The organism is Herbidospora yilanensis, assembly GCF_001570565.1.
GTDB lineage: Bacteria > Actinomycetota > Actinomycetes > Streptosporangiales > Streptosporangiaceae > Herbidospora > Herbidospora yilanensis.
In genome coordinates this window covers 121822-142801 of the sequence record NZ_BBXE01000015.1, presented here as the reverse complement: position 1 = coordinate 142801, position 20980 = coordinate 121822, and the positions used below count along the sequence as shown (strand labels likewise).

At 69.0% G+C, this 20980-nt stretch carries 18 protein-coding genes; 10 read left to right on the top strand and 8 right to left on the bottom strand.

The window, feature by feature from the left end; all coding sequences use genetic code 11:
• Positions 1-77: 77 nt before the first annotated feature.
• A complete protein-coding gene (locus tag AW273_RS37020) occupies positions 78-587 on the top strand; it encodes a hypothetical protein (protein WP_157555615.1) in 510 nt (169 codons plus the stop codon).
• 538 nt (positions 588-1125) lie between these two features.
• Here the strand turns inward: AW273_RS37020 and AW273_RS06970 are convergent.
• Positions 1126-4218 (bottom strand): ATP-binding protein, encoded by a 3093-nt coding sequence (locus tag AW273_RS06970; protein ID WP_198168036.1) that lies wholly within the window; start codon positions 4216-4218, stop codon positions 1126-1128.
• Between the two features lie 173 nt (positions 4219-4391).
• Here AW273_RS06970 and AW273_RS06965 point away from each other — a divergent pair, with 173 nt between their 5' ends.
• On the top strand, positions 4392-4868 hold the full coding sequence (locus AW273_RS06965; RefSeq protein WP_062346424.1) for a hypothetical protein: 477 nt from the start codon (positions 4392-4394) through the stop codon (positions 4866-4868).
• Between the two features lie 121 nt (positions 4869-4989).
• On the opposite strand, the gene AW273_RS06960 is transcribed toward AW273_RS06965, so the two are convergent.
• The 3 genes from AW273_RS06960 to AW273_RS06950 form a co-directional block, all read right to left on the bottom strand.
• On the bottom strand, positions 4990-6417 hold the full coding sequence (locus tag AW273_RS06960) for a hypothetical protein (RefSeq protein ID WP_062346422.1): 1428 nt from the start codon (positions 6415-6417) through the stop codon (positions 4990-4992).
• The gene (locus tag AW273_RS06955; protein ID WP_198168035.1) at positions 6407-7588 is read right to left on the bottom strand and encodes a hypothetical protein; all 1182 of its coding nucleotides are present in this window, start codon (positions 7586-7588) and stop codon (positions 6407-6409) included. The genes AW273_RS06960 and AW273_RS06955 overlap by 11 nt, the downstream gene beginning before the upstream one ends.
• 331 nt (positions 7589-7919) lie before the next feature.
• Entirely contained in the window at positions 7920-8663 is a 744-nt protein-coding gene (locus tag AW273_RS06950) for a group II truncated hemoglobin (protein WP_062346418.1), read from the bottom strand.
• Between the two features lie 98 nt (positions 8664-8761).
• On the opposite strand from AW273_RS06950, the gene AW273_RS06945 reads away from it, so the two are divergent.
• Positions 8762-9472: a helix-turn-helix domain-containing protein gene (locus tag AW273_RS06945; RefSeq protein WP_062346416.1), complete on the top strand. Its 711-nt coding sequence runs from the start codon at positions 8762-8764 to the stop codon at positions 9470-9472.
• Here the strand turns inward: AW273_RS06945 and AW273_RS06940 are convergent.
• From AW273_RS06940 to AW273_RS06930, 3 genes are all read right to left on the bottom strand, one after another.
• Positions 9454-10029: a dihydrofolate reductase family protein gene (locus AW273_RS06940; protein WP_062346414.1), complete on the bottom strand. Its 576-nt coding sequence runs from the start codon at positions 10027-10029 to the stop codon at positions 9454-9456. The two genes, AW273_RS06945 and AW273_RS06940, sit on opposite strands and share 19 nt — an antisense overlap.
• Positions 10030-10153: 124 nt before the next feature.
• The gene (locus AW273_RS06935) at positions 10154-11182 is read right to left on the bottom strand and encodes a hypothetical protein (RefSeq protein WP_157555614.1); all 1029 of its coding nucleotides are present in this window, start codon (positions 11180-11182) and stop codon (positions 10154-10156) included.
• Positions 11183-11284: 102 nt separating this feature from the next.
• Positions 11285-11599: a DUF6223 family protein gene (locus AW273_RS06930; RefSeq protein ID WP_157555613.1), complete on the bottom strand. Its 315-nt coding sequence runs from the start codon at positions 11597-11599 to the stop codon at positions 11285-11287.
• A gap of 195 nt (positions 11600-11794) precedes the next feature.
• Between AW273_RS06930 and AW273_RS06925 the strand changes: the two genes are divergently transcribed.
• Positions 11795-12898: a sensor histidine kinase gene (locus AW273_RS06925; RefSeq protein ID WP_062346408.1), complete on the top strand. Its 1104-nt coding sequence runs from the start codon at positions 11795-11797 to the stop codon at positions 12896-12898.
• Positions 12895-13575 carry a response regulator gene (locus AW273_RS06920; RefSeq protein ID WP_062346405.1) on the top strand — a complete coding sequence of 227 codons (681 nt, stop codon included), beginning with the start codon at positions 12895-12897 and terminating at the stop codon, positions 13573-13575. Before AW273_RS06925 ends, AW273_RS06920 begins: the two co-directional genes overlap by 4 nt.
• Here AW273_RS06920 and AW273_RS06915 read toward each other — a convergent pair.
• On the bottom strand, positions 13551-14387 hold the full coding sequence (locus AW273_RS06915; RefSeq protein ID WP_062346403.1) for an SDR family oxidoreductase: 837 nt from the start codon (positions 14385-14387) through the stop codon (positions 13551-13553). The genes AW273_RS06920 and AW273_RS06915 overlap by 25 nt on opposite strands.
• A gap of 95 nt (positions 14388-14482) precedes the next feature.
• Between AW273_RS06915 and AW273_RS06910 the strand changes: the two genes are divergently transcribed.
• The 5 genes from AW273_RS06910 (at position 14483) to AW273_RS06890 (ending at position 20969) form a co-directional block, all read left to right on the top strand.
• Positions 14483-14935 carry a MarR family winged helix-turn-helix transcriptional regulator gene (locus AW273_RS06910; RefSeq protein ID WP_062346762.1) on the top strand — a complete coding sequence of 151 codons (453 nt, stop codon included), beginning with the start codon at positions 14483-14485 and terminating at the stop codon, positions 14933-14935.
• An 11-nt stretch (positions 14936-14946) separates the two neighbouring features.
• Positions 14947-16710: a bifunctional metallophosphatase/5'-nucleotidase gene (locus AW273_RS06905; RefSeq protein ID WP_062346401.1), complete on the top strand. Its 1764-nt coding sequence runs from the start codon at positions 14947-14949 to the stop codon at positions 16708-16710.
• A 173-nt stretch (positions 16711-16883) separates the two neighbouring features.
• Positions 16884-18131 carry an RICIN domain-containing protein gene (locus AW273_RS06900; RefSeq protein ID WP_198168034.1) on the top strand — a complete coding sequence of 416 codons (1248 nt, stop codon included), beginning with the start codon at positions 16884-16886 and terminating at the stop codon, positions 18129-18131.
• A 46-nt stretch (positions 18132-18177) separates the two neighbouring features.
• Complete coding sequence (locus AW273_RS06895) at positions 18178-18720, top strand: type 1 glutamine amidotransferase domain-containing protein (protein WP_062346397.1); 543 nt, start codon at positions 18178-18180, stop codon at positions 18718-18720.
• Between the two features lie 89 nt (positions 18721-18809).
• Entirely contained in the window at positions 18810-20969 is a 2160-nt protein-coding gene (locus AW273_RS06890; RefSeq protein WP_062346395.1) for a peptidase domain-containing ABC transporter, read from the top strand.
• Positions 20970-20980 lie beyond the last annotated feature (11 nt).

Here is a 20980-nt window from a genome sequence, read left to right as displayed (position 1 = left end):
GTTAAGGCTTAGATCTTCGATTGACCCTACTAACCTCTATAGAATCCCTCAGACCTAGCTGAAGGTTGAGGGCAGACATGGGATCTCCAGGGTTCTTCAGGCGGATGAGAAATCGCCAATGGGAGAACGCCATAGAACGAAGCTTCTGGGCAGCCGTGAGGCAACGCGGCCAACTGAAGCAAAAAGCGACACCCGCACAGGTCCTCGAAATACGAAACTACGCCTGGAATATTGCAATACAGGCAGCCATGCCCTTACAGCCAAGAGACCTGCATGACTACGAAACTATCGGAATAAAGCTACGCGAGACATACGCGATACAGCTTGCAGGATTAAAGGGTGTCACACTAGAGGATCTAGCCAAGGCAGCCTCAGAAATTCGCGACTTACAAAGTCTCGAAATGGAAGCATCAAGGGTGAAGCAGGAATGCTCGAGGCTGCTTGACGAATTAGATGAACTTGAAGAGCAGGGCCAAGAGAACAGCCTCGAATACCAAACCAAGTGGGACTTGTATCAAAAAACGGACGGCCTCTACAAGGAGATCAGCCGTGAAGCCCACAATAGAAGATATCCAAGGATGGACTAGACGAAGCGGGATGCGTCCAACGGCAGCCCTAGAAGCACATCGCTGCATAACGCATGTGGTGTCGCGGCCATCGGGAAAGATCACCGTCAGGCTGAAGGTGCGATTTCCCCATGTCTTCCCTCATAGGCGTCCGCCCATGAGGGGCCGAGCCGTATCCGCAGGTCAGCGGTAGCACCCCGCCTGCATGTCGGCCTGCTTCCTAAACCTGGTGTCGTAGATTCGATTCCTACCGAGGACACCGTAATCAACCAGCACAAATACCTCCATCGGCATCCAGCCAAGGCGCAGATGACAGCGACGGGGCCTGCAACGCCCCGTGCGGAGATATTCGGAAGAGCGCAGGCATCATGCCGCGCTCTCTTCCCACTCCCCGTCGGCCCGGCGACGCAGAGTTCATAAACGTCTATTGACCTCGTCGGCAGGAGTCGACTCGGCGCCATCCCGGCGAGATCGAGCCCCCGAGGCCCACGCCCAAGAACGTCAGCCATTCTCTCCCGTAGAGCGTGAGCCAAGGCCCAAGCCCAAAGCCGCCTCGCCCTCACGTAGCTGCAGCCTCAACGGCCGCCTCCGCCGCTCGCCGGATGTCGTAGGCCACCCCCACCCGATCCGCCGCCCGCCCCGCCTCACGAACCGCCTCCCGTACGGCCATCCCCGCCGTAACCCGCACCAGCACTTCCCCCCACCCCAGCCGCGCCGCCGCCCCCGGATACCGCGCCACATACCGGCGCATCCCCCGAAGCACCGCCCGCAGCGTGGCAGGATGACGCCATCGCAGCTCCCACAGCAACTCAGCCAACCCCGCCCAACACTCCACCATGCCAGGCTGCGCCGACGGCAACCTCCCGGCCAGCGCCACGATCTCCGGTACGGCCGATGCAGCCCGCTCGGGCCGCCGATCGAGCAGGTCCGTCCGGGCAAACCCCGTGAGCAGCCGCATCCGCTGGATCACCTCGACGATGGGCCCGTTCCGCAGCCCGAACTCCTGCTCCAGCGCACGGCGCCGGTCCGTGGCGGCAAGCGCGGCCGTCAGCACCTCCCGTATTCGCGCCGACGGCACCCCGTCCAGACGCAGCAGCGCCTCCGCCTGCCCGGTCAGGCACCAGTAGCGGCCGATGTCGTCGCCGCCGACCCGGCGGGCGGACAGTTCGCCGGTCACCACGAACAGTTCGGCGGCGCGGCCGAACTCGCCTCGCAGGACCGAGGCTTCCGCGAGCAGGCCCGTGCAGACCTCGGCCAGCCTCGGTTCCAGCGTCCGCGACCGGGCTTCGGTGAAGGAGCGCCACGCCGCCTCCAACGCCCCGCAGGAAAGCTGGTCGACACCCCGTGCCAGCCGGGCCCGGTTCGCGGCCTCGCTAACGTGCGTGCGGGGGAGCGAGGCCAGCGCGTCGTCGGCTCGCCGCGCGTAGCGGCCGGCCAGGCGTGATCGGCCGGCGATCCGTACGGCGGTGGCGACGTTCGCGTAGGCTTCCGCGCGCAGTTCGGGGACGCCGGCTCGGTCCACGGCGTTGAGCTGCTGCAACGTGGCCGACAACATCGTGGGGAGGTCCTGCCGGTAGTAGGCGAACACGGCGATCATGGACAGGGCCTGGGCCACCTCCGCCTCGCGCGGGTCTCGGCGGGCGGGTGAGAACATCTGCCCGATCCGGCGTACGAGCGCGCGACGCCATCCGGACGGCAGTGGCCGGCCCAGTGCTTCGAGTGCCTCTTCGGCGAGGCGCAGGGCGCGCCGCTCCTTGGCCAGTTGGTAGTAGCTGACCGCTGCCATGCGCAGTCGTCTGGCTCGCGGTTCCCCGGTGAGGGAGTCACCCGCCAGGCTGTCTTCCACCACGGCCGCCGACTCCTCGTACAGGCCGAGGCGCAGGCACAACGTCCAGTAATGGTCGAGGAAGTCTGGCTCGGGGGCGTGTGCCCAGGCCAGGCGGATGTTGTCGAGCTCGGCGCCCAACAGGAGGGGGGCGCGGTCGTCGGTCGCGTCGCGGATGCCTCGGGCGTGCGCGTCGAGCAGGGCGGCGAAGTAGCCGGCGTGACGCTGGCGTACGGGCTGCTCTGCCGTGAGGTGCTGGGCCGCGAAGGCCTGGATGAGCGGGTGCATGAGGTAGCGGCCCGGCGGCTGGAACGTGATCATGCTGTGGTCGACCAGGTGGACGAGCACCTCGGGCGTGGTCTCGGCGACGTCGAGGGCGGCCTCCAAGGTGAAGCCGCCGCCGAACGCGGACAGTATCGGCAGGACGCGGCGTCCCTCCTCGGTGAGGAGCGTCCACGACGTCTCGAACACCCGGCGCATCGTGGCGTGCCTCGGCCGGGGGGCGGGGCCGTCGGCTCCGAGCAGACCGGTGTCGAGATGGCCGGCGAGGTCGGCGCAGGACAGGGCGCGCAGCAGGCTGGCGGCCAGTTCGATCGCGAGCGGCAGGCCGCGGGTGGCGGCGCAGATTCCGGCCACCAGTGCGGCCTCGTGTCCGGGGTCGAAGGCCGGCTGGACGGTCCGGGCCCTGACGGCGAACAGTTCCTCGGCCGCCGGGGCGGTGAGGCCCTCCACCACGACGCTGGGGCCGGGCAGGCTCAGGCGCCGCCTGCTGGTGGCCAGGACGCGGACGTCGGGGCAGGCGGCGAGCAGGTCGCCGATCACCGCGTCGAACGCCGGCAGATGCTCCAGGTTGTCGAGCACGAGCAGGAGACAACGTTCGGCGAGGGTCTCGAACAGCACCTCTCTGGCGGGGCGGGGCGACGACAGATCCATTCCGAGCCGCCGGGCCACGGTGGTGACCGCGGCGTCCGGGCCCACGCCGGCGAACGTGACGAACGCCGCGCCCGGCACGCGCGCGGCGGCGGCCAGCGCCAGCCGGGTCTTGCCCACTCCGCCCGGTCCGAGCAGCGTGACGATCCGCTCCCGTTCCAGCAGGGCCGCCACCTGGTCGACTTCCGCCTTGCGGCCGACGAGCGGTGTGCTGGGCACGGGCGGGGCGGCCACCTTTCTCTGCGGGCCCAGCGCCTCACGTGTGGCCCGTGTTTCGGCGGAGGGCTCCACGCCGAGGTCGGCCGCCAGGCGGTCGCGCAGCTCCGCGTAGACGAGCAGGGCGGCGGCGCGGTTGCCGGTCCCCGCCAGGGAGGAGATGAGGAGGCGGTGCACCTCCTCGTCGTACGGATCGAGTTCGCCCAGCAGCCTGGCCAGCCTGACGATCTCGTGGGCGGAGCCCGCCTGACGTACCAGAAGGTCTCGGAAGAGTGAGCGGACCCGCAGGCGTTCGGCGGCGAGCCACTCCGCGAAGGCCGGGGCGTCGACGAAGGCGACGCCGTCGAGGAACTCCCCGCGCCACAGCGGCAGCGCGTCGCCGATGGTGGTGGCCTGGGCGAGCCGGTCGTGGTCGACGTAGCGGGGGCGGTCGGCGCGGAAGCCCACCTGCTCACGGGTGATGTCGAGCCACCCGCCGACCTCCTTGCGCAACTCCGACAGCGCCAGCCGCAGGCTGCCCCGGGCATGCGCGTCCGGGCGCTCACCCCACAACAACCCGGCGAGTTCGGCCCTCGGCCGCGGCCCCGGCACGGCGGCCAGGTAACACAGCAGCGCCCGGCTCTTGGCCGACCGGACCGCGACAGGCGTCTCCCCGATCGCCAGGTACGGAGGGCCGAGCAACAGAAGAGTGAATTCGTCCCCCATGACAGGGGGAGCGTACGTCGGGGCGCCCCGGCGGTCCATGCGTGAAAGTGCGCGTAGCTGGGCCTTAACGGTGTGCTCACGGTGGTCCCCGCAGCCTGGGGCGGCGCTCGCGACGGTCGCGGGCGTCCAGTCCCAAGGAGTGACCGATCATGCGCAAACTCTTCGGCGTCCTCGCCCTGAGCACCGCCCTGGTGGCCCCCGTCGCGGTCGCGGCGCCGGCCCACGCGGCCGTCCCCTGCCGCGTGGAGCTCTATTCCATCTACGCCAACAACGTGGACGAGACGGACGGCAGGGACGAGCTCCGCTTCCTGGTCGGCGGCAACCTCTACCCGAGGGTCAACTCCAACCACGTGAAGATGGTCACCGGTGACATCGCGTACGGGGCCTCCTTCGAGAACCCGAGCTCGGTGATCACCTCCACGGGCGGGTCGGTGTCGTTCTCCCTGCGCGAGGTGACGCTCCCGTCCCCCGGCTCGGGCACGGCTCTGGGCTCGGCGGTCGCCACCGGCAGCAACTGCTCGGGTCTGAACGTGGGCCAGTCGCTGATCCTGCCGACCCAGTTCATCAGCGGCTCGAACTCGACGTGGTACTCGTACGAGGTCAAGCTTGAGGTCACCGCGATCTGACCGGGGCACAGGGCCGCCCGAACCGCCCCGGGCGGCTTTCCTCGACGCCTGTTCTGGCCCTGCTCCCAATATGGGCGGGGCAGGCGTTATTTGCTCGGAGCGGTCAGGGATCGGCGGAGCACTAGATGAGAGCCGATGTAACCGGAGACGATCGTTTCTCGGATTGCCTGAGGAGCGATTCCCATTCCGTATCCAAGGCCTGATTGATTCGGTGGTCACGCGCGATGGCTTCTTTGAACCAGGCGATGGTGGCGGGCGCCATGGCGAGAATCTGGTTGTAGTTGAGAGCTGCCGGGTTCATGCCGAACAGCAACCCCGTCTTGAGAAGAGTGCCTGACGTGGCGATGGTGTGCCCAAGTAGCAGCATGGAGGTGAGTTTGGCGTGCTCCAGTTTCCGTTGCGCCGCGGTGCCGCCGGTGGCATAGCTCTTGAGCAGCCAGTATCCGCGGATGATCGCGGACACGACGCCAGGGGTGATGCCCATCGTGAAGAAATGCCGCAGGTCGTAGCCGTTCATATACATGTAGCGGGCGACGTCGGTCCAGGGCACTTTGACGCCTGAGCTATCCAGTGCGAACGGGGAGTCGAGCCGGCCGAGCTGGAGCAGGCTGAACAACGGGGGCGGGAGGCCGGCAGGGGTGTAGACGTCCGAGAGCAGATGGCGTATCTGGGTGATGAGAGCGGTGATCAGGCCTTCCGGGGTCGCGTCGGTTGCGACCTGGACCAGTCGCCCTGCCCCGTCGATGTAGGTGCCGCTGCCGTGCATGAGATCCGCCACGCCGATGAGGAAACCGAGGGCCGGATCGTGGCCGGGGCTCTGGAGCCGATGGGTCTTCGGTCCCATGCCGCTGACCAGGCCCTCGGTTGCCCAGGTGGTAGGGGCGTCGTAGGGCACTTTGGACCGCTTCTCAAACCCTTTGAAGAAACGCTGGTAGATGCGTTTCGCGCGGTCACGGTCCTGGAGCCACTTGGTGAGAGGTGATCCCGGGTATTCCTCGCCCAGGAACGTGGAATCCTTGGGGATTCGGACGAGGGTGACATCAAGGAAGGTCGCGACGACTCCGGCCATCAGAACGACCGTCCAGTCGGTCTCATCCCAGCTGACGTCACCGTGTTCCGCGGCGTATCCGCGCAGGCTGCGAGCTATCTGGCCGGTGGGAAGGACCTGCTGGAGCGGGTCACGGGTCAGATCGATCCCCAGCCGATCCAACCGGGCTCCGGCGAGTCTGGCGAGCTCATCGAAATCGCCGTCAGCCGGAACGACGGGCACGGCGTAACGCGGACGGCCCGGTGTCTCGGCACCCACGGTGGTCACCGTGTCCGACGGTGATTCTTGGGTGGATATGAGCACGCCCATCGCTTCGAGACGGGCGCGCACCACGTCGAATTCGGATTCGACCGAGTCCAGGGTGTGGCTGACCCGAAGTTCGCGTTCCAGGACGTCCTTGAGGTCGAATTCCACCTGGTCGAACAAATCCCGAAGTTCGGTCAGCGTGACGGCCTGGTAAGCCACGACTATGGCGGCAGCCGAAAGCTGGTCATCCGGCACTGAGCGGCTCCCGCCGTTCGAAGGCCTCCTGACTGTTCTGCAGGTTCACCAAGGCGAGCTGGAAGGCGGCCAGCTCAGCCCGGAGTGCGGCGAGTCGCTCTTCGTTCCTCGTGGTCTGGCTGAGGTGGGACTCCATCCGGTGCGCGAGCCCCGCGATGTCGTCGGTGAGCTCGGCCATCGCCTCCTGGTGATTCTTGATGACCTGCTGGATCAGATGCTCGCGCCGGTTCTCCCGTTCACGCTCGTTGGCGGTCAGCATGTAGCGCGCCCCCTGATGAACGACGACCCCGAGAATCACCACGGTGCCGATGCCGGTGACCATCGCGCTCAGTCCCAGCAGGCCGCCGAACCCCAGGGCCGCCAGACCCGAGGTGATTCCCGCCGCGCTGAGGCCGGAGACGCTTCCGGCGAGACTGACCGCGGCGATCGGGACGCCGAAAGCAGCCGCCTTGGCAGCGATGTCTTTGGTAGTGGTCTCAAGCTGGCTGGTCGTGATATTGCCCGAGGCGAATTCCTCTTCGGCGACCACAAGCCGTTCGGTCGCCTGTACGACCTCGTCAGCCGACTCGGGAAACACGAGTTCGGCGACCAGCACGATTCGCTCACGCTCGATATCCGCAGCGTGCCTGTCAGCACGCGAGATTCGCACCAGATCGCGTATCAGCGCCGTGAACACCGGGTCCCGCTTATCTTCTTCGAGGAGGTCGCGCAATTCCCCGGCCAGCTCCACCGTGGCGTCGAGTGCCCCTGCGCCGCTCGCCGCATCGCGTCGTGCGCCGGTCATCTCACCGCGCAGCTTGGATCGTGCTTCACCATCGAGGCCGATGGTCGATGCGAACAAGTACAGATTCGCGATCTCGCGAGGATCGAGAAGTCCGTCGACCAGTGCCAGGCTCACCAACACCCGGCAATAGAGCAACTTCGCATCGGGACTGAGAGCGGACAAGTCAGCGGAATTGGCGTCGCCGGGGGACGAACTCGCCGACAGGCTGTCCTTTACTTCTGCGACCTTCGCCCTCACCTGCTCGGCGGACTGCCTCACTATCTCCTCGGCATCGCCGGCGGCATCGGCCACGAGTTTCATCGCGGCGTTCGTGCTGTCGGCAACCATCCGTCCAGCCGCGTCGGCAACGCTCTTCAGCCGCCCAAACCCAAGTTCACGAGGGTCCATTGCCATCCTTTTGACGTCCTTGGGCGGAAGGCTACCGGCAAACATCGACAAGATGATGTTTTTCCGGCAATTGGCCACGCCGGGAGGCCGAAACAGGGCGATTACCTCGAACCCGGAATTCGGGTGACCGGAATTGACTGCGGTCGCGTACGGCGGTGGCAACGTCTGCCCCGCCCGGTCTAATTGGCGAGGTTCGGGCGATGCTGGGTATCGAGGTGCTAAACCCATAACGAGAAGGTCGTGGGGTAAATCAGCGGCAGGATTAAGGCCCTATATGGAGTTCGGGGTCGTAAGAGGAAAACGGCATATCCACGCAACCAGGACGCTCGCGTCAAGGCGTGTACGGCGGCGCGACCCCCCACCCCCAGCGAGGCACCGGCGCCTTGGCCGGTGGTGTCGCGCCGGGTGCGGAGTTCTCCACCGCCAGGCGGCTGCCCCACTCGACGTAACTCGCGAACGCCGCCCGGAATTCGGGGTCGCGGGGCAGTCCGGCCTCGTCGGCGGCGTCCATCAGCAGGCTCACCCATCGGCGCCGCTGGGCCTCCTTGATGTGCTTGCCGACGTGCTGGGCGAGCATGTGCGGGTAGCCGCCGCGCTCGCGCGTGTAGCGGTCGGGGCCGCCGAAGACCTCGCTCAGCCACATCGCCACGAATCGGGGATGTTCCCCGTCCATGTGGGCGAAGATCGGTCCGAGCAGGTCGTCTCTGATCACGTTGTCGTAGAAGACCTCGGTGAGCCGCTCGAACGCCTCGCTTCCCCCCGCCCAGTCGTACATCGTGGGCTCGGTCTTGGTGATCACCTGCTCGTAGTGGCGCATCTCCTCGATGCCGGCCGCATACGGCCTGATCTCGGCGAAGAATTCCTGGAACCGCTCACTGTTCCGGAAGCCCTGCAGGTGACCCTGCGCCGACGTCCATTCGATGCGCAGGATGTAGCACTCCGGCTCGTCGACGCACCGCGACAGCTCGAAGTCCAGGCATTCCGGCGCCGCCCCGAGAGGCACCGCGGCCCGGCGGTAGGCGGCCTCGAATCCCTCCGGGTCGGGCACCCGATATCGAACGTACTCAACGATCACGACTACCTCCGTAATCATGTAATCATCAAGTGGACCCATGGGCGAGTCCGGCAGGCAATTCGATTGGGTGTACGACGATCCGCACCTATCCTTCTCCCGTGGCACTGCGGTTCGACATTCGCGCGTCCGACTCGCCCTGGGTCGACTCCGTCTGGACCTGCACCAGCCGGCGCGTCACCGAGATGACCTCGGTGGCCACCCCGTGCTGGGGCCTGGTGTTCTGGGAGCGCGAAGGCACGGCACACGTGAGCGTCACCGGCCCCGAGACCGGAACCGCCACCGCGCCGGTCCCCGAGGGCGCCAGCTTCGTCGGCATCCAGTTCGCCGTGGGCACCTCGCTCCGGGTCGTGCCCACGGCCGATCTCGTCGACGGTGGTCTCGTGCTTCCCGACGTCACGCGCGGGAGTTTCGAGCTCGACGGTCTGCGCTGGGAGACGCCCGGTCCTGACGACGCCGAGGCCCTGGTCGAGCGGCTGGTGCGGGCCGGGGCCGTCGTCCGTGACCCGCTCGTGGCCGAGGTTCTCCGGGGTGGGCGTCCAGACGTGTCGGGGCGCACGGTCGAGCGCCGGTTCCGGGCGGCGACCGGGTTCACTCAGGGGGCCGTGCGGCAGATCGAGCGGGTCCGCACGGCCTCGGCGCTGCTCGCTTCCGGCACGCCGGTCGCCGAGGTCGTCACGAAGCTCGACTACTTCGACGAGCCGCACCTCGCGCGGGCGCTGCGGAGATATGTCGGGCGGACGGCGCGGCAGTTGCGCGAGGGGGCCGGTGGGGCGATCGCGCTGGATCTCGATCAGCCGACGACGTCGTAGATCATCTTGACGATGCCGTTCGGGTAGGCCTCGGAGGTCCGGAGGCGGAGGGTCTGCTTGTCCTTGTCGGCCCTGCTGAACAGGCTCTTGCCGGCTCCGAGCAGCACCGGGAAGACGAGCAGGTTGTAGCGGTCGATCAGGCCCGCGTCGGACAGGCGCCGGGCGAGTTCGGCGCTCCCGTGGATGAAGATCGCGCCGCCTTCGCCCTTCTTGAGCTCGGCGACGTCTTCGGTCGAGCGCAGGATCGTCATCTCGCCCCAGCCGTCGACGAGGGCGTCGTCGGACAGCGTGGACGAGACCACGTACTTGGGCAGGTCCTTGTAGGAGGCGTGGTCGTCGGAGCCGGGCCAGACCGGCGCGAACGCCTCGTAGCTGTGGCGGCCGAACATCAGGGCCGTCGTGTCTTCGAGTTCCTCGCCCTTGAGCGAGAACGCCTCGGGGAGGAACTCGATGTCCTTGACCACCCAGCCGCCGCTGCGGTGCCCCTCGGCCGGTCCGCCCGGGGAATCGAGAACGCCGTCGAGCGAGACGAACCCGGTGTAGACCAACTCACGCATGTGCTGTTCTCCTCATTGCCGGGCGACGGGGGTCGCCGCGTCGATCGACGAAGTGTTGGGCCACACCCATGCTAGGAGGCCCCGCAACACCCGTCTTGTACGGAAACGACGGCCCGCGCCCGGCTCAGCGGCCGTTCGCCCAGATCACGCCGTTGCCGCCGGAAGGCGTCGCGCCCACCGCCCAGATGGAGCGGCTTTCCACCTGGATCGCGAGGTCGCGCACGGACTGCTTCGAGGGAGCCGGGAAGGTGCCCGTCTCGACGTTGTCGGCGCCGATGTGCAGGTATGCGCTGCCGCCGCCCTTGGCGGGGTGGACGATCCAGGCCCCGCCCCTTCCGTCGGGTTCCGCCTGGGCGCGTGGCTGGACACCCAGACCGGCGCGGAGCTCGAAAACGAACCCGCCCAGATACCCGGACAGCAGCAGGGTCTCACCGCAGTTCCCCGCGCCGCACGGCCAGGCGACCCAGCCCACGGCCATCACCCTGCCGGTCTCCCCGTCGACGGCCACGTCCGTCAGCTCCGAGATCTGGCCCGGGTGCGCGGCCGGGATCGCGGGGAGTGCGACCGCGCGCCAGGCCGTGCCGGTCCAGCGGGCCAGAGCCGCCTTGCCGTGCGCCGAGCCGGCCGCCCACGTGCCGTCGAGGCCCTTGACCACGATCGGCGTCGGGACCTTGCGCCACGTCGACCCGGTCAGGCGTCGCAGCGTGGACCGGGCCTTCCAGCCGGCGCCGCCGGCCGTGGAGAAGGTGTTCGTGTTCTCGACGACCCACAGGTTCTTGCCGATGGAGTAGGCCCGGTCGACCCGGCCGTGGCTCCAGGGCTTGACCTGCCAGCGTTTGCCGTCCCATCGGGCGTACTTCGACGTGCCGAACGCCCACACCCTGGTGTCGGACGCCGAGGCCAGCCGTTTCACCCGGAAGCCGGGGCCGGTGACCCGCCTGAAGGTGGTGCGGCCCTTCAGCAGGACCGGCTTGGTGCCGCTCGTCCCGGCGACCCAGACCGCTCCGCCGGGTGTCACCGTCACCGCGTCGTAGGTGTCGCGGCGGTCCTGACGGACCACCTTCCACTGATCGGCCGACGCCGCGGCGGCGGCCGGTTCCGCGGCGGCGAACAAGGCGACGGCCGCGGCGGTGACTCGAAGCAGAATGCCCATGAAGGTGAGACGCGCCACCGGGTCGGGAAGTTGGCGGCGATCCTCACCGCCGGCGCCGTGCGCGACGACACTCCGGGTCAGCGGCAGAAGCCCGGTGATGGGTCATGACTGCTTCAGCGCCATCCCGCCCAGGGCCAGGGCGACCAGCCCGAAGACCAGCGCCACCAGCCCGCCGACGATTCCCGCCCCGGTGCCGGGCCCGCCCTCGGCGACGGCCACGACCCACCCGCCGCCGGCCACCCCCACCGCCCCGGCGGCCAGTGCGATGACCGCTCGCCGCCGGACGAAGCGGAAGAGGGCCATCCCGCCGAACCCCACTCCGGCCAGTGCCGCGAGCGCGGCCACCAACGACACCACGCGCCCGCCGGTGAGGCCGTAGACCGGCGCGACCTCAGTGACCATGATCGGGACTGACATGTGACACGCTCCTCCGAAACGAACTGGATGAGCCGGATCATGTCCGCGGAGACCACCTCCTGTCGTCCACCCCCCGCAGGCCACCCGCCCTGCCGCCGACGCCTCGGAAACAGGCGCGAATACCGCAGACGCCGTAGTTCCCGGTCATCCGTCCGCAGGAGTCGCCACCGGCGGCAACCGGGTTAGGGTGCGCGCATGGACACACGGCGGGCCGCGGTCGTCGACGGGGCGATCGCCGTCTGCGTCGCGACGGCGCTGCTCGTCACCGGGTTGTCGGAGCAGGACGCGGCCGGTGTCGGTTACGTGCCGCTGGTGGCGGGCGGGCTCGCGCTGGCCGCGCGTCGCCGCGCGCCCGTCGCGGTGCTGGTCGTCACGGGGGTGTGCGCGGTCGGTTACCAGGCGGCGGGTTTCGACGTGCCGGCCGTCGCCTTCCTGTTCGCCGTGTACGCCGCCGTCCGGGCCGGGCACCGTGCCGTCACCGTGGTCGCCAGTGTGCTCATGCTGGCCGCGCTTCCCCTCGCCGCCCTGGCCTCGGGGCTGCATGACACGGGCGAGGCCTTCGCCCAGGCGCGGGGCGCGCTCGAACTCGCCTGGCTGGTCGCGGCCGGCGCCGCGGGTGAGGCGTTGCGGCAGGCCGAGCGGCGGGCCGACGAGGCGGAGCGCACCCGCGAGGAGACGGCGCGGCGGCGGGCCGACCAGGAGCGGCTGCACATCGCGCGGGAGCTGCACGATTCGCTCACCCACCAGATCTCGGTCATCAAGCTGCAGGCCGAGGTGGCCGTGCACGTCGCGCGCAAGCGCGGTGAGCAGGTGCCCGAGTCGCTGCTGGTGATCCGGGAGGCCGGTCGTGAGGCGTCGCGGGAGTTGCGCGCGACCCTGGAGGCGCTGCGCGACGACGGGAAGAGTCCGCCGCGCGGGCTCGACGACGTACCGGAACTGGTGGAACGCGCGCGCACGACGGGCCTGGACGCACGGCTGACGATCGAGGGGCGGCCCGCGGACGTGCCGGTGGCGGTGGGGCGGACGGCCTACCGGATCGTCCAGGAGTCGCTGACCAACGTCGCCCGGCACGCCGCCGCGGCGACGGCGTCGGTGCTGATCGACCACCGGCCCGGCGCGCTGGTCGTCCGGGTCGACGACGACGGCCGGGCCACCCCCGAGACCGCGCCGGTTCCGGGGGTGGGGCTGCTCGGCATGCGCGAGCGGGTCACCGCGCTCGGCGGACGGTTGCGGGCGGAGCCGCGTGGTGGCGGGGGCTTCACCGTCCAGGCGGAGCTTCCGGTGGACGAGTCGTCGTGATCAGGGTGCTGCTGGTCGACGACCAGCCGTTGCTGCGCGGCGGGTTCCGGGCGCTGCTCGATCTCGAAGACGACATCGAGGTCGTGGGCGAGGCCGCCGACGGGCTGGCCGGGGTGGCTCTGGTCAGGGAGTTCGTGCCCGATGTCGTGCTGCTCGACATCCAGATGCCGGTACTGGACGGCATCGAGGCGACCCGGCGCATCGCCGCCGACCCCGCCCTGGCGGGGGTGCACGTCGTGATCCTGACCAACTACGGCTTCGACGAGCACGTCTTCGCCGCGCTGCGCGCCGGGGCGGCCGGGTTCCTCGTCAAGGACATCGTGCCGGAGGACTTCCTGCACGCCGTGCGGGTGGCCGCCCGGGGTGACGCGCTGCTGGCCCCGTCGATCACCCGAAAGCTCATCGACAACTTCGTCACCCAGCCGCCCCCGGCCCAGGTCGCCACGCCGGACGAGCTGACCAACCGGGAACGCGAGGCGGTCGTCCTGGTCGCGCGGGGCCTGTCGAACGACCAGATCGCCGAGCGGATGGCGATCAGCCCCCTGACCGCCAAGACCCACGTCAACCGGGCCATGACCAAGCTCCACGCGCGCGACCGCGCCCAGCTCGTGATCGTCGCCTACGAGTCGGGGCTGGTCGCCCCGCGCGGTTCTCAGCCGCCGATCCGGTCGGCGTAGTCGCGGGCGAACTCGGTGAAGGTCCGGCCCGGCCGTCCGGTCACGTCGCTGAACGTGGGGGTGGTGTAGTCGCCCCAGCCCGCGTCGTAGGCCTTCAGGTATTCCGCCGTGACGGCCGCGTCCCACTCCTTCATCCCGGCGTTCACCAGCACGGGGTAGGCGTCGTCGGGGCTCATCGGCTGGTAGGCGAGCGGCCCGCCGGACGCCTCGGCGAGCGCGCCGGTCACGTCGCGCAGCCGGAGCGACTCCGGCCCGGTGAGGGTGTAGGTCTGGCCGTGGTGCGGCGCGGGGTCGCGGAGCACGGTGGCGGCGAAGTCGGCGATGTCGCGCACGTCGATCATGCCGACCCGGCCCTCCCCCGGCGCCCCGTAGAAGGTGCCGCCGCCGACCGAGCCGAGAATGTTCTGCATGAAGTACGCCGGGCGCAGGACCGTCCAGCCGAGGCCGGAGGCCGCGAGTTCGAGGTCGGACAGGGCGTGCAGCCGCCCGTTGCGGGTCGGGGCGTCGTGTCCGGCGCCGATGGCCGACATGCGGACGACGTGGCCCACCCCCGCCTGCCTGGCCGCCCAGAGCGCGTTGCTGCTGGCGTGGGTGGCGTCGGGGCCCATGGCGGTGAGCAGCCACACCGTGTCGACGCCCTTGAACGCCGGTTCGAGCGTCTCGGGGTGGTGCAGGTCGCCGACCACCGCCTCGACCCCCGCCGGCGCCCTGTCGCGGTCGCGCACCAGCACCCGCAGGTCATCGGTGCCCTGGAGCGAGTTCAGCACCTCCCTGGAGACGGTGCCGGTGGCTCCGGTGATCAGAATGGTCATCGCGATCTCCCCCTGTTCCTGCGAACGTTGTCGTGCTCGACCATATAGTAAGAAATAGTGACGGTCAAAATAAGTGACTAAATTGGAGGCCTGTGGTGCGACGGAGTGAGCGCAAGCGCGAGCGGCCCGACCTGGGGATCCTGTCCGGCCGCACGCTGTTCAGCCTGCAGAAGGAGCTGTTCACGCGCCTGTCCACGATGGGCCACGCCCAGGTCAGGCCGCGGCACGGCGCCGTGCTGGCCTACCTCGACGTCGAGGGCAGCCGGGCCTCCGACCTGGCCGCGCAGTCGGGCCAGCACAAGCAGGTGATCGGCACCCTGGTCGACGAACTGGTGGCACTCGGGTACGTCGAACGCCGCCCCGACCCGGCCGACCGCCGGGCCAAGCTCGTCGTGCCCACCGAACTGGGCCTCGACCACATGGAGAAGTCCGACGCCGTCCTCGTGGAGATGGAGGCCGAGCACGCGCGCGCGGTGGGAGAGGAGGCGTACGCGGAGTTCAAGCGGGTCTTCCAGCTCGTCGCCGAACGGCAGACGGGCGTCAGGTAGCGTCCCGTCCCATGTTCTCCTTAACAGCACGGGCTCTCGGCGCGATCACCCTCGCCGCCGTGGCCCTCGCACCCGCAGTCCCGGCGAACGCCGACCGCGACCACGAGGTCACGGTCACCGTCATGGCGAGCTCCGACATCCACGGGAACGCCCTCAACTGGGATTACTTCAAGAACGCCGAATACGACGACAACGCCCGCAACGACGTCGGCCTGGCCAAGATCTCCACCCTGGTGAACCAGATCCGCCGTGACCGGGGAGCGGACAGGACACTGCTGTTCGACTCGGGCGACACCATCCAGGGCACCCCGCTGGCCTACTACTACGCCAAGGTCGAGCCCATCACCGAGACGGGGGCCGTCCACCCGATCGCGAAGGCCATGAACGCCATCGGGTACGACGCCGTGACCCTCGGCAACCACGAGTTCAACTACGGCATCCCGCTGCTCGCCACCTGGGTGAAGCAGATGAAGGCCCCGGTCCTGGCGGCCAACGCGGTGTCGGCGACGACGGGCCGGCCCGCCTACGAGCCCTACGTCATCAAGACGATGAAGGTCCGCGGCGAGAAGCCGGTCAAGGTCGGCGTCCTCGGGCTCACCAACCCGGGCAGCGCCATCTGGGACAAGGCCAACGTCGAGGGCAGGCTGAAGTTCCTCGACCTGGTCGAGACGGCCAGGAAGTACGTGCCGGTCCTGCGCGCCAAGGGCGCCGACGTCGTGCTCGTCACGGCCCACGCCGGCGACAACGGCCTGTCGTCCTACGGGTCGGAGCTGCCGGTGGAGAACGCCTCGGCGATGGTGGCCGAGCAGGTGCCCGGCATCGACGCCGTCCTCTTCGGGCACGCCCACAACGACGTGCCGCAGCGGTTCGTGACCAACAAGGTCACCGGCGAGCAGGTGCTGCTGACCGAGCCGGGGCGGTGGGGGCAGCGGCTCTCGGTCGTCGACTTCACTCTGGCCAAGCAGCGCGGCGAGTGGCGGGTCACCGGCAAGGCGTCGACCACGCTGAACGCCAACACGGTCGCCGAGGACCCGAAGATCGTCAAGCTGATTAAGCCGCAGCACGACACCACGGTCGCCTACGTGAACCAGGTCGTCGCGCAGTCGAAGGAGCAGCTGGCGGCGGTGGAGTCGCCCTACAAGGACACGCCGATCCTCGACTACATCCAGAAGGTGCAGACCGACGTGGTGAAGGCGGCCGTGGCCGGCACGCCCGACGCGGCGCTGCCGGTGTTGTCGATCGCGGCGCCGTTCAGCCGGAGCGCGGTGTTCCCGGCCGGGCCGGTGAGCGTGCGCGACATGGCGGGCCTGTACGTCTACGACAACACCCTGCTCGGCATCAAGCTGACCGGCGCCCAGGTGAAGGACTTCCTGGAGTACTCCGCCAAGTACTTCGCCCAGGTCGCCCCCGGAGCGCCGATCGACCTGGCCGCGCTGACCAACGCCGGCGGCACGCCCGACTACAACTACGACCAGCTCGCGGGCGTCGACTACGACGTCGACATCTCTCAGCCGGTCGGGTCGCGCATCGTCGGCCTCAGCCACGACGGCAACCCGGTCACCCCCGACCAGCAGTTCGTGGTGGCGATCAACAACTACCGTCAGTCGGGCGGCGGCGGCTTCCCGCACGTCACCACGGCCCCCGTGGTCTACAACGGGCAGGTGGAGATCCGCCAGGCGCTGATCGACGCCGCGACGGCGTCGGGCACGATCGACCCGGCCGACTTCGCCGACGTCAACTGGAGGCTGGTGCGCGCGGGCGTGCCCGTCTTCTAGGACGGCGTCTTCGACGGCATCGTGCTGGAGGACCGGCACGGTGCCGTCTTCGTCGTGCATGACGCACGATTTTCCAGATCATTGACAGGTGTGGTCATTTGTTAGGAAACTTTCTTAAGAAAATGGCCACGCGGCGCCGGCGGCCACCCCCCACGGTTCAAGGCAGGTATCCCGTGAAACGTCTCTTCGCCTCCTTACTCGGCCTCGTACTGATCGCCGTGCTCAGCCCGCCCGCGCAGGCCGCGCCGTTCAAGGTGCTCGCCTTCTACAACGGCACGTGGGACGCCGCCCACATCGACTTCACCAAGGACGCCAAGGAGTGGTTCCCGTCGGCCGCGGCCCAGAACGGGTTCACCTGGGAGGCGACGACCGACTGGTCACGGCTGAGCTCGTCGACGATCTCCCAGTACAAGGTGGTCATGTTCCTCGACGACGCCCCGCCGGTCAGCCAGCGCCAGGCGTTCCAGAACTACATGAACAACGGCGGGGCGTGGCTGGGCTTCCACGTCAGCGCCTTCACCACCGACCCCAACTCCTGGAGCTGGTACTACAACACGTTCCTCGGGTCGGGGGCGTTCGCCACGAACACCTGGTTGCCGACGGCGGAGACGCTGAAGATCGAGAACCGCGACCACCCGTCGACCGCGGGGCTGCCCGCCACGATCCAGTCGTCGGTCAGCGAGTGGTACTCGTGGAGCCGTGACCTGCGGCAGAACCCCGACATCAACATCCTGGCCTCGATCGACGCCGCCAGCTTCCCGGTCGGCACCGACCCCAACCAGCAGTGGCGCAGCGGGTTCTACCCGATCATGTGGACGAACACGAAGTACAAGATGCTCTACACCAACTTCGGCCACAACGGGATGAACTACTCCACCAACACCCGAACCTCCTCGACCTTCGCCAGCGCCCAGCAGAACCAGTGGCTCATCCAGGGCATCCGCTGGCTGGCCGGAGAGGGCGGCACCACCCCGCCGCCCACCGGGCCGATCTCCCCCACCACCTGGTACACCGTCGTGAACGAGAACAGCGCCAAGTGTGTCGACGCCCGCGCGGCCGGCACGGTCAACGGCACCGCGATCCAGCAGTACACCTGCAACGGCACCGCCGCCCAGCGCTACCAGTTCACCCCGACCAGCGGCGGCTATCACCGGATCTCCGGCCAGGGCAACCCCGCCCAGGCCCTCGACGTGACCAACGTCTCGACCGCCGACAACGCCCCCGTCCAGACCTGGACCTACGGCGGCGGCAACAACCAGCAGTGGCTCCCGGTCGCCGAGGGCGACGGCTACTACCACTTCGTGAACCGGGGCAGCGGCAAGTGCCTGGACGTCCCGGCCGCCTCCACGGCCGACTCGGTGCAGCTCGTCCAGTACGCCTGCAACGGCACGGCCGCACAATCGTTCCGGTTGGTCCCGTAAGGACTGGGCAGGGGAAGAGTCCGCACCGCTCAGAGGGGAGACTGACATGCTCGAAGGCAAGACCATAGCCTTCCTCGCCGCACCGGCGGGCGTCGAGCAGGTGGAGCTCACCGAACCCTGGAAGGCGATCAAGGACGCCGGTGGCACGCCGAAACTGATCTCCACGAAGGAAGGGGAGATCCAGGCGTTCGACCACCTCGACAAGGGAGACAGGTTCCCGATCGACGCCACCGTCGGCCAGGCCCAGGCGGCCGACTTCGACGGACTGGTGCTGCCCGGCGGGGTCGCCAACCCCGACTTCCTGCGGATGAATCCGAAGGCGGTCAGGTTCGTGCGCGAGTTCTTCGACACGGGCAAGCCGGTGGCGGCGATCTGCCACGCGCCGTGGACGCTGATCGAGGCCGGCGTCGTCCGTGACCGCACCATGACCTCCTGGCCGAGCCTCCAGACCGACCTGCGCAACGCGGGGGCGACCTGGCAGGACAAGGAGGTCGTGGTCTGCACCGAAGGCCCGTCGACCCTGGTCACCAGCCGCATGCCGGATGACCTGAAGGCCTTCTGCGAGGCCACGCTCGACGCCTTCGCCTGACCGATCCGCCTTTGAGGATCCGGCGGATTCGCCGGGTCCTCAAATCATGGGCAAGTGAGGTCCAAGTCGGGGCTGCCACGATCACGAAAGTGAACGTGAGAGTACCGGTCCGCCTCCAGTCGGGCCTGGCCGAATGCGGGGCCGCCTGTCTGGCCATGGTGCTGAGCCACCACGGCCGCCACACCGGGGTCCGCGAGGTGTCCGAGCAGTGCGGGGTCGGCCGCGACGGACTCTCGGCACTGGCGATCGTCAAGGCGGCGCGCGGCTACGGGCTCACCGCGACCGCCTACAAGGCCGAGACCGTCACCGACGCGCCCCTCCCGGCGGTCGCCCACTGGCGGCGCAACCACTTCGTGGTCGTCGAACGGCAGACCGCCCGCCACGTCGACGTCGTCGACCCGGCGGCCGGCCGCCGCAGGCTGACCCGGGACGAGTTCGCCGAGGGCTACTCGGGCGTGCTGCTCACCTTCAAGCCGGGCGAGACCTTCCAGCCCCGGAAACGGGCCCGCCGGACGTGGGTCGGCCCGCTCGCCAGAACCGCGCTGCAGAAGGGCCTCATCGCGCGCATCCTCCTGGCGTCGCTGCTGCTGCAGATCCTCGGGCTGGGGGTGCAGACGTTCTCGGGCATCCTGGTCGACGGTGTGCTCCCCACCAAGGACTCCTCGCTGCTGGCCTCCCTGGGCCTGGCGCTGGCGGCGGCCGGCGCCGTCCACCTCGGGCTCACCTATTTCCGCGCGGCGACCGTGCTCAAGCTGCGGTTGCGCGCCGACCGGCTGCTGACGTCGGAGGTGGTCGGCCATCTGTTCCGGCTCCCCTACCGCTACTTCGCCACCCGGGGCGCCGGGGATCTGGCCCAGCGCAGCGCCAGCGTGAGCCGGTTGCGGCAGCTCATCTCCGGGCCGATCACGACGGCGCTGCTCGACGGGCCGCTCGCGATCGGCTACGTGACGATCGTGTTGTGGTCGTCGGTGCCACTGGGGTTGTGCCTGCTCGCGCTGGCGGCGGTCCAGGCCGTGCTGCTGCTCCTCACCCGGCGGCGGCGGGCCGACCTGAACCTGGCGGCGCTGTCGGCGCAGGTGCAGACGCAGGGGCAGCTCATGGAGGCCATCAAGGGAGTGGAGATCCTCAAGGCCGGGGCGCTGGAGGACGCCGCGCTGAGCCGCTGGTCGCAGCTCTTCCTCGACCAGTTGAAGGCCGACGCGCGGCAGGGGCGCATGGAGAACCTGGTCACCTCGGTCCTCGACAGCATGCGCCTGGCCGCCCCGGCGGCGCTGCTCTGGACCGGCGGCTGGGAGGTGCTGGACGGCCGTCCGCTCGGCCAGACGCTGACGCTGGTCGCGCTGGCGGGAGCGGCCCTGACGCCGATCCTGTCGCTGGTGGGGACGGTCCGCGTCCTCCAGGAAGCGGGCACCCACATCGAACGGCTGGCCGACATCCTGGAGTTCACCCCCGAGCCCTACGGCGAGGTCCAGGTCGGCCACCTGCGCGGGCAGATCGAACTCCGCGACGTGTCGTTCCGGCACGCCCCGAACGGGCCGTGGATCCTGTGGAAGATCTCGCTGACCATCGGCCGGGGCCAGAAGATCGCCCTCGTCGGCGGGAGCGGCTCGGGCAAGAGCACCCTCGCGCGCATCATGGTCGGCCTGTACGAACCCACCTTCGGCACCGTCAGCTACGACTCGGTCCGGATGGAGGCCCTCCAGCGCTCCTCCCTGCGGCGCCACTTCGGGGTGGTCACCCAGGAGGCCCACCTGTTCACCGGCACCATCAGGGAGAACATCGCCCTGGGCCGGCCGGGGGCCACGCCGCAGGAGATCGTGCGGGCGGCGAAGACGGCCTGCGTACACGACGAGATCATGGCGATGCCCATGGGCTACGAGACCAACCTGTCGGAGGGCATGGGCCTGTCGGGCGGGCAGAAGCAGCGGCTGGCGCTGGCCAGGGCGGTGCTCGGGCGGCCGAAGGTGCTGCTGTTCGACGAGGCCACCAGCCACCTCGACACGGTCACCGAGGCCGCCATCGAGCGCAACCTCGCCGCTCTGACCCAGACCCGCATCGTGATCGCCCACCGGCTCAGCACGGTCCGCGACGCCGACCTGATCGCGGTCGTCGACGACGGCCGCGTCGTCGAGCAGGGCACCCACGACGAGCTGGTGGAACTCGGCGGCCATTACGCGCGCTTGGTGGCGCACCAAGCGAACGCCCCAATCAGCGCCAAGATCCCGCCAAGTCTCCCCTGCGACTCTTGATTCGCAAGGTT

Excerpts from the sequence above, each read along its gene's own strand:
- AW273_RS37020 (WP_157555615.1), top strand. The coding sequence starts at position 78 with ATGGGATCTCCAGGGTTCTTCAGGCGGATGAGAAATCGCCAATGGGAG.
- AW273_RS06965 (WP_062346424.1), top strand. The coding sequence starts at position 4,392 with ATGCGCAAACTCTTCGGCGTCCTCGCCCTGAGCACCGCCCTGGTGGCC.
- AW273_RS06955 (WP_198168035.1), bottom strand. The coding sequence starts at position 7,588 with ATGGACCCTCGTGAACTTGGGTTTGGGCGGCTGAAGAGCGTTGCCGAC.
- AW273_RS06940 (WP_062346414.1), bottom strand. The coding sequence starts at position 10,029 with ATGCGTGAGTTGGTCTACACCGGGTTCGTCTCGCTCGACGGCGTTCTC.
- AW273_RS06935 (WP_157555614.1), bottom strand. The coding sequence starts at position 11,182 with ATGGGCATTCTGCTTCGAGTCACCGCCGCGGCCGTCGCCTTGTTCGCC.
- AW273_RS06930 (WP_157555613.1), bottom strand. The coding sequence starts at position 11,599 with ATGTCAGTCCCGATCATGGTCACTGAGGTCGCGCCGGTCTACGGCCTC.
- AW273_RS06925 (WP_062346408.1), top strand. The coding sequence starts at position 11,795 with ATGGACACACGGCGGGCCGCGGTCGTCGACGGGGCGATCGCCGTCTGC.
- AW273_RS06915 (WP_062346403.1), bottom strand. The coding sequence starts at position 14,387 with ATGACCATTCTGATCACCGGAGCCACCGGCACCGTCTCCAGGGAGGTG.
- AW273_RS06905 (WP_062346401.1), top strand. The coding sequence starts at position 14,947 with ATGTTCTCCTTAACAGCACGGGCTCTCGGCGCGATCACCCTCGCCGCC.
- AW273_RS06895 (WP_062346397.1), top strand. The coding sequence starts at position 18,178 with ATGCTCGAAGGCAAGACCATAGCCTTCCTCGCCGCACCGGCGGGCGTC.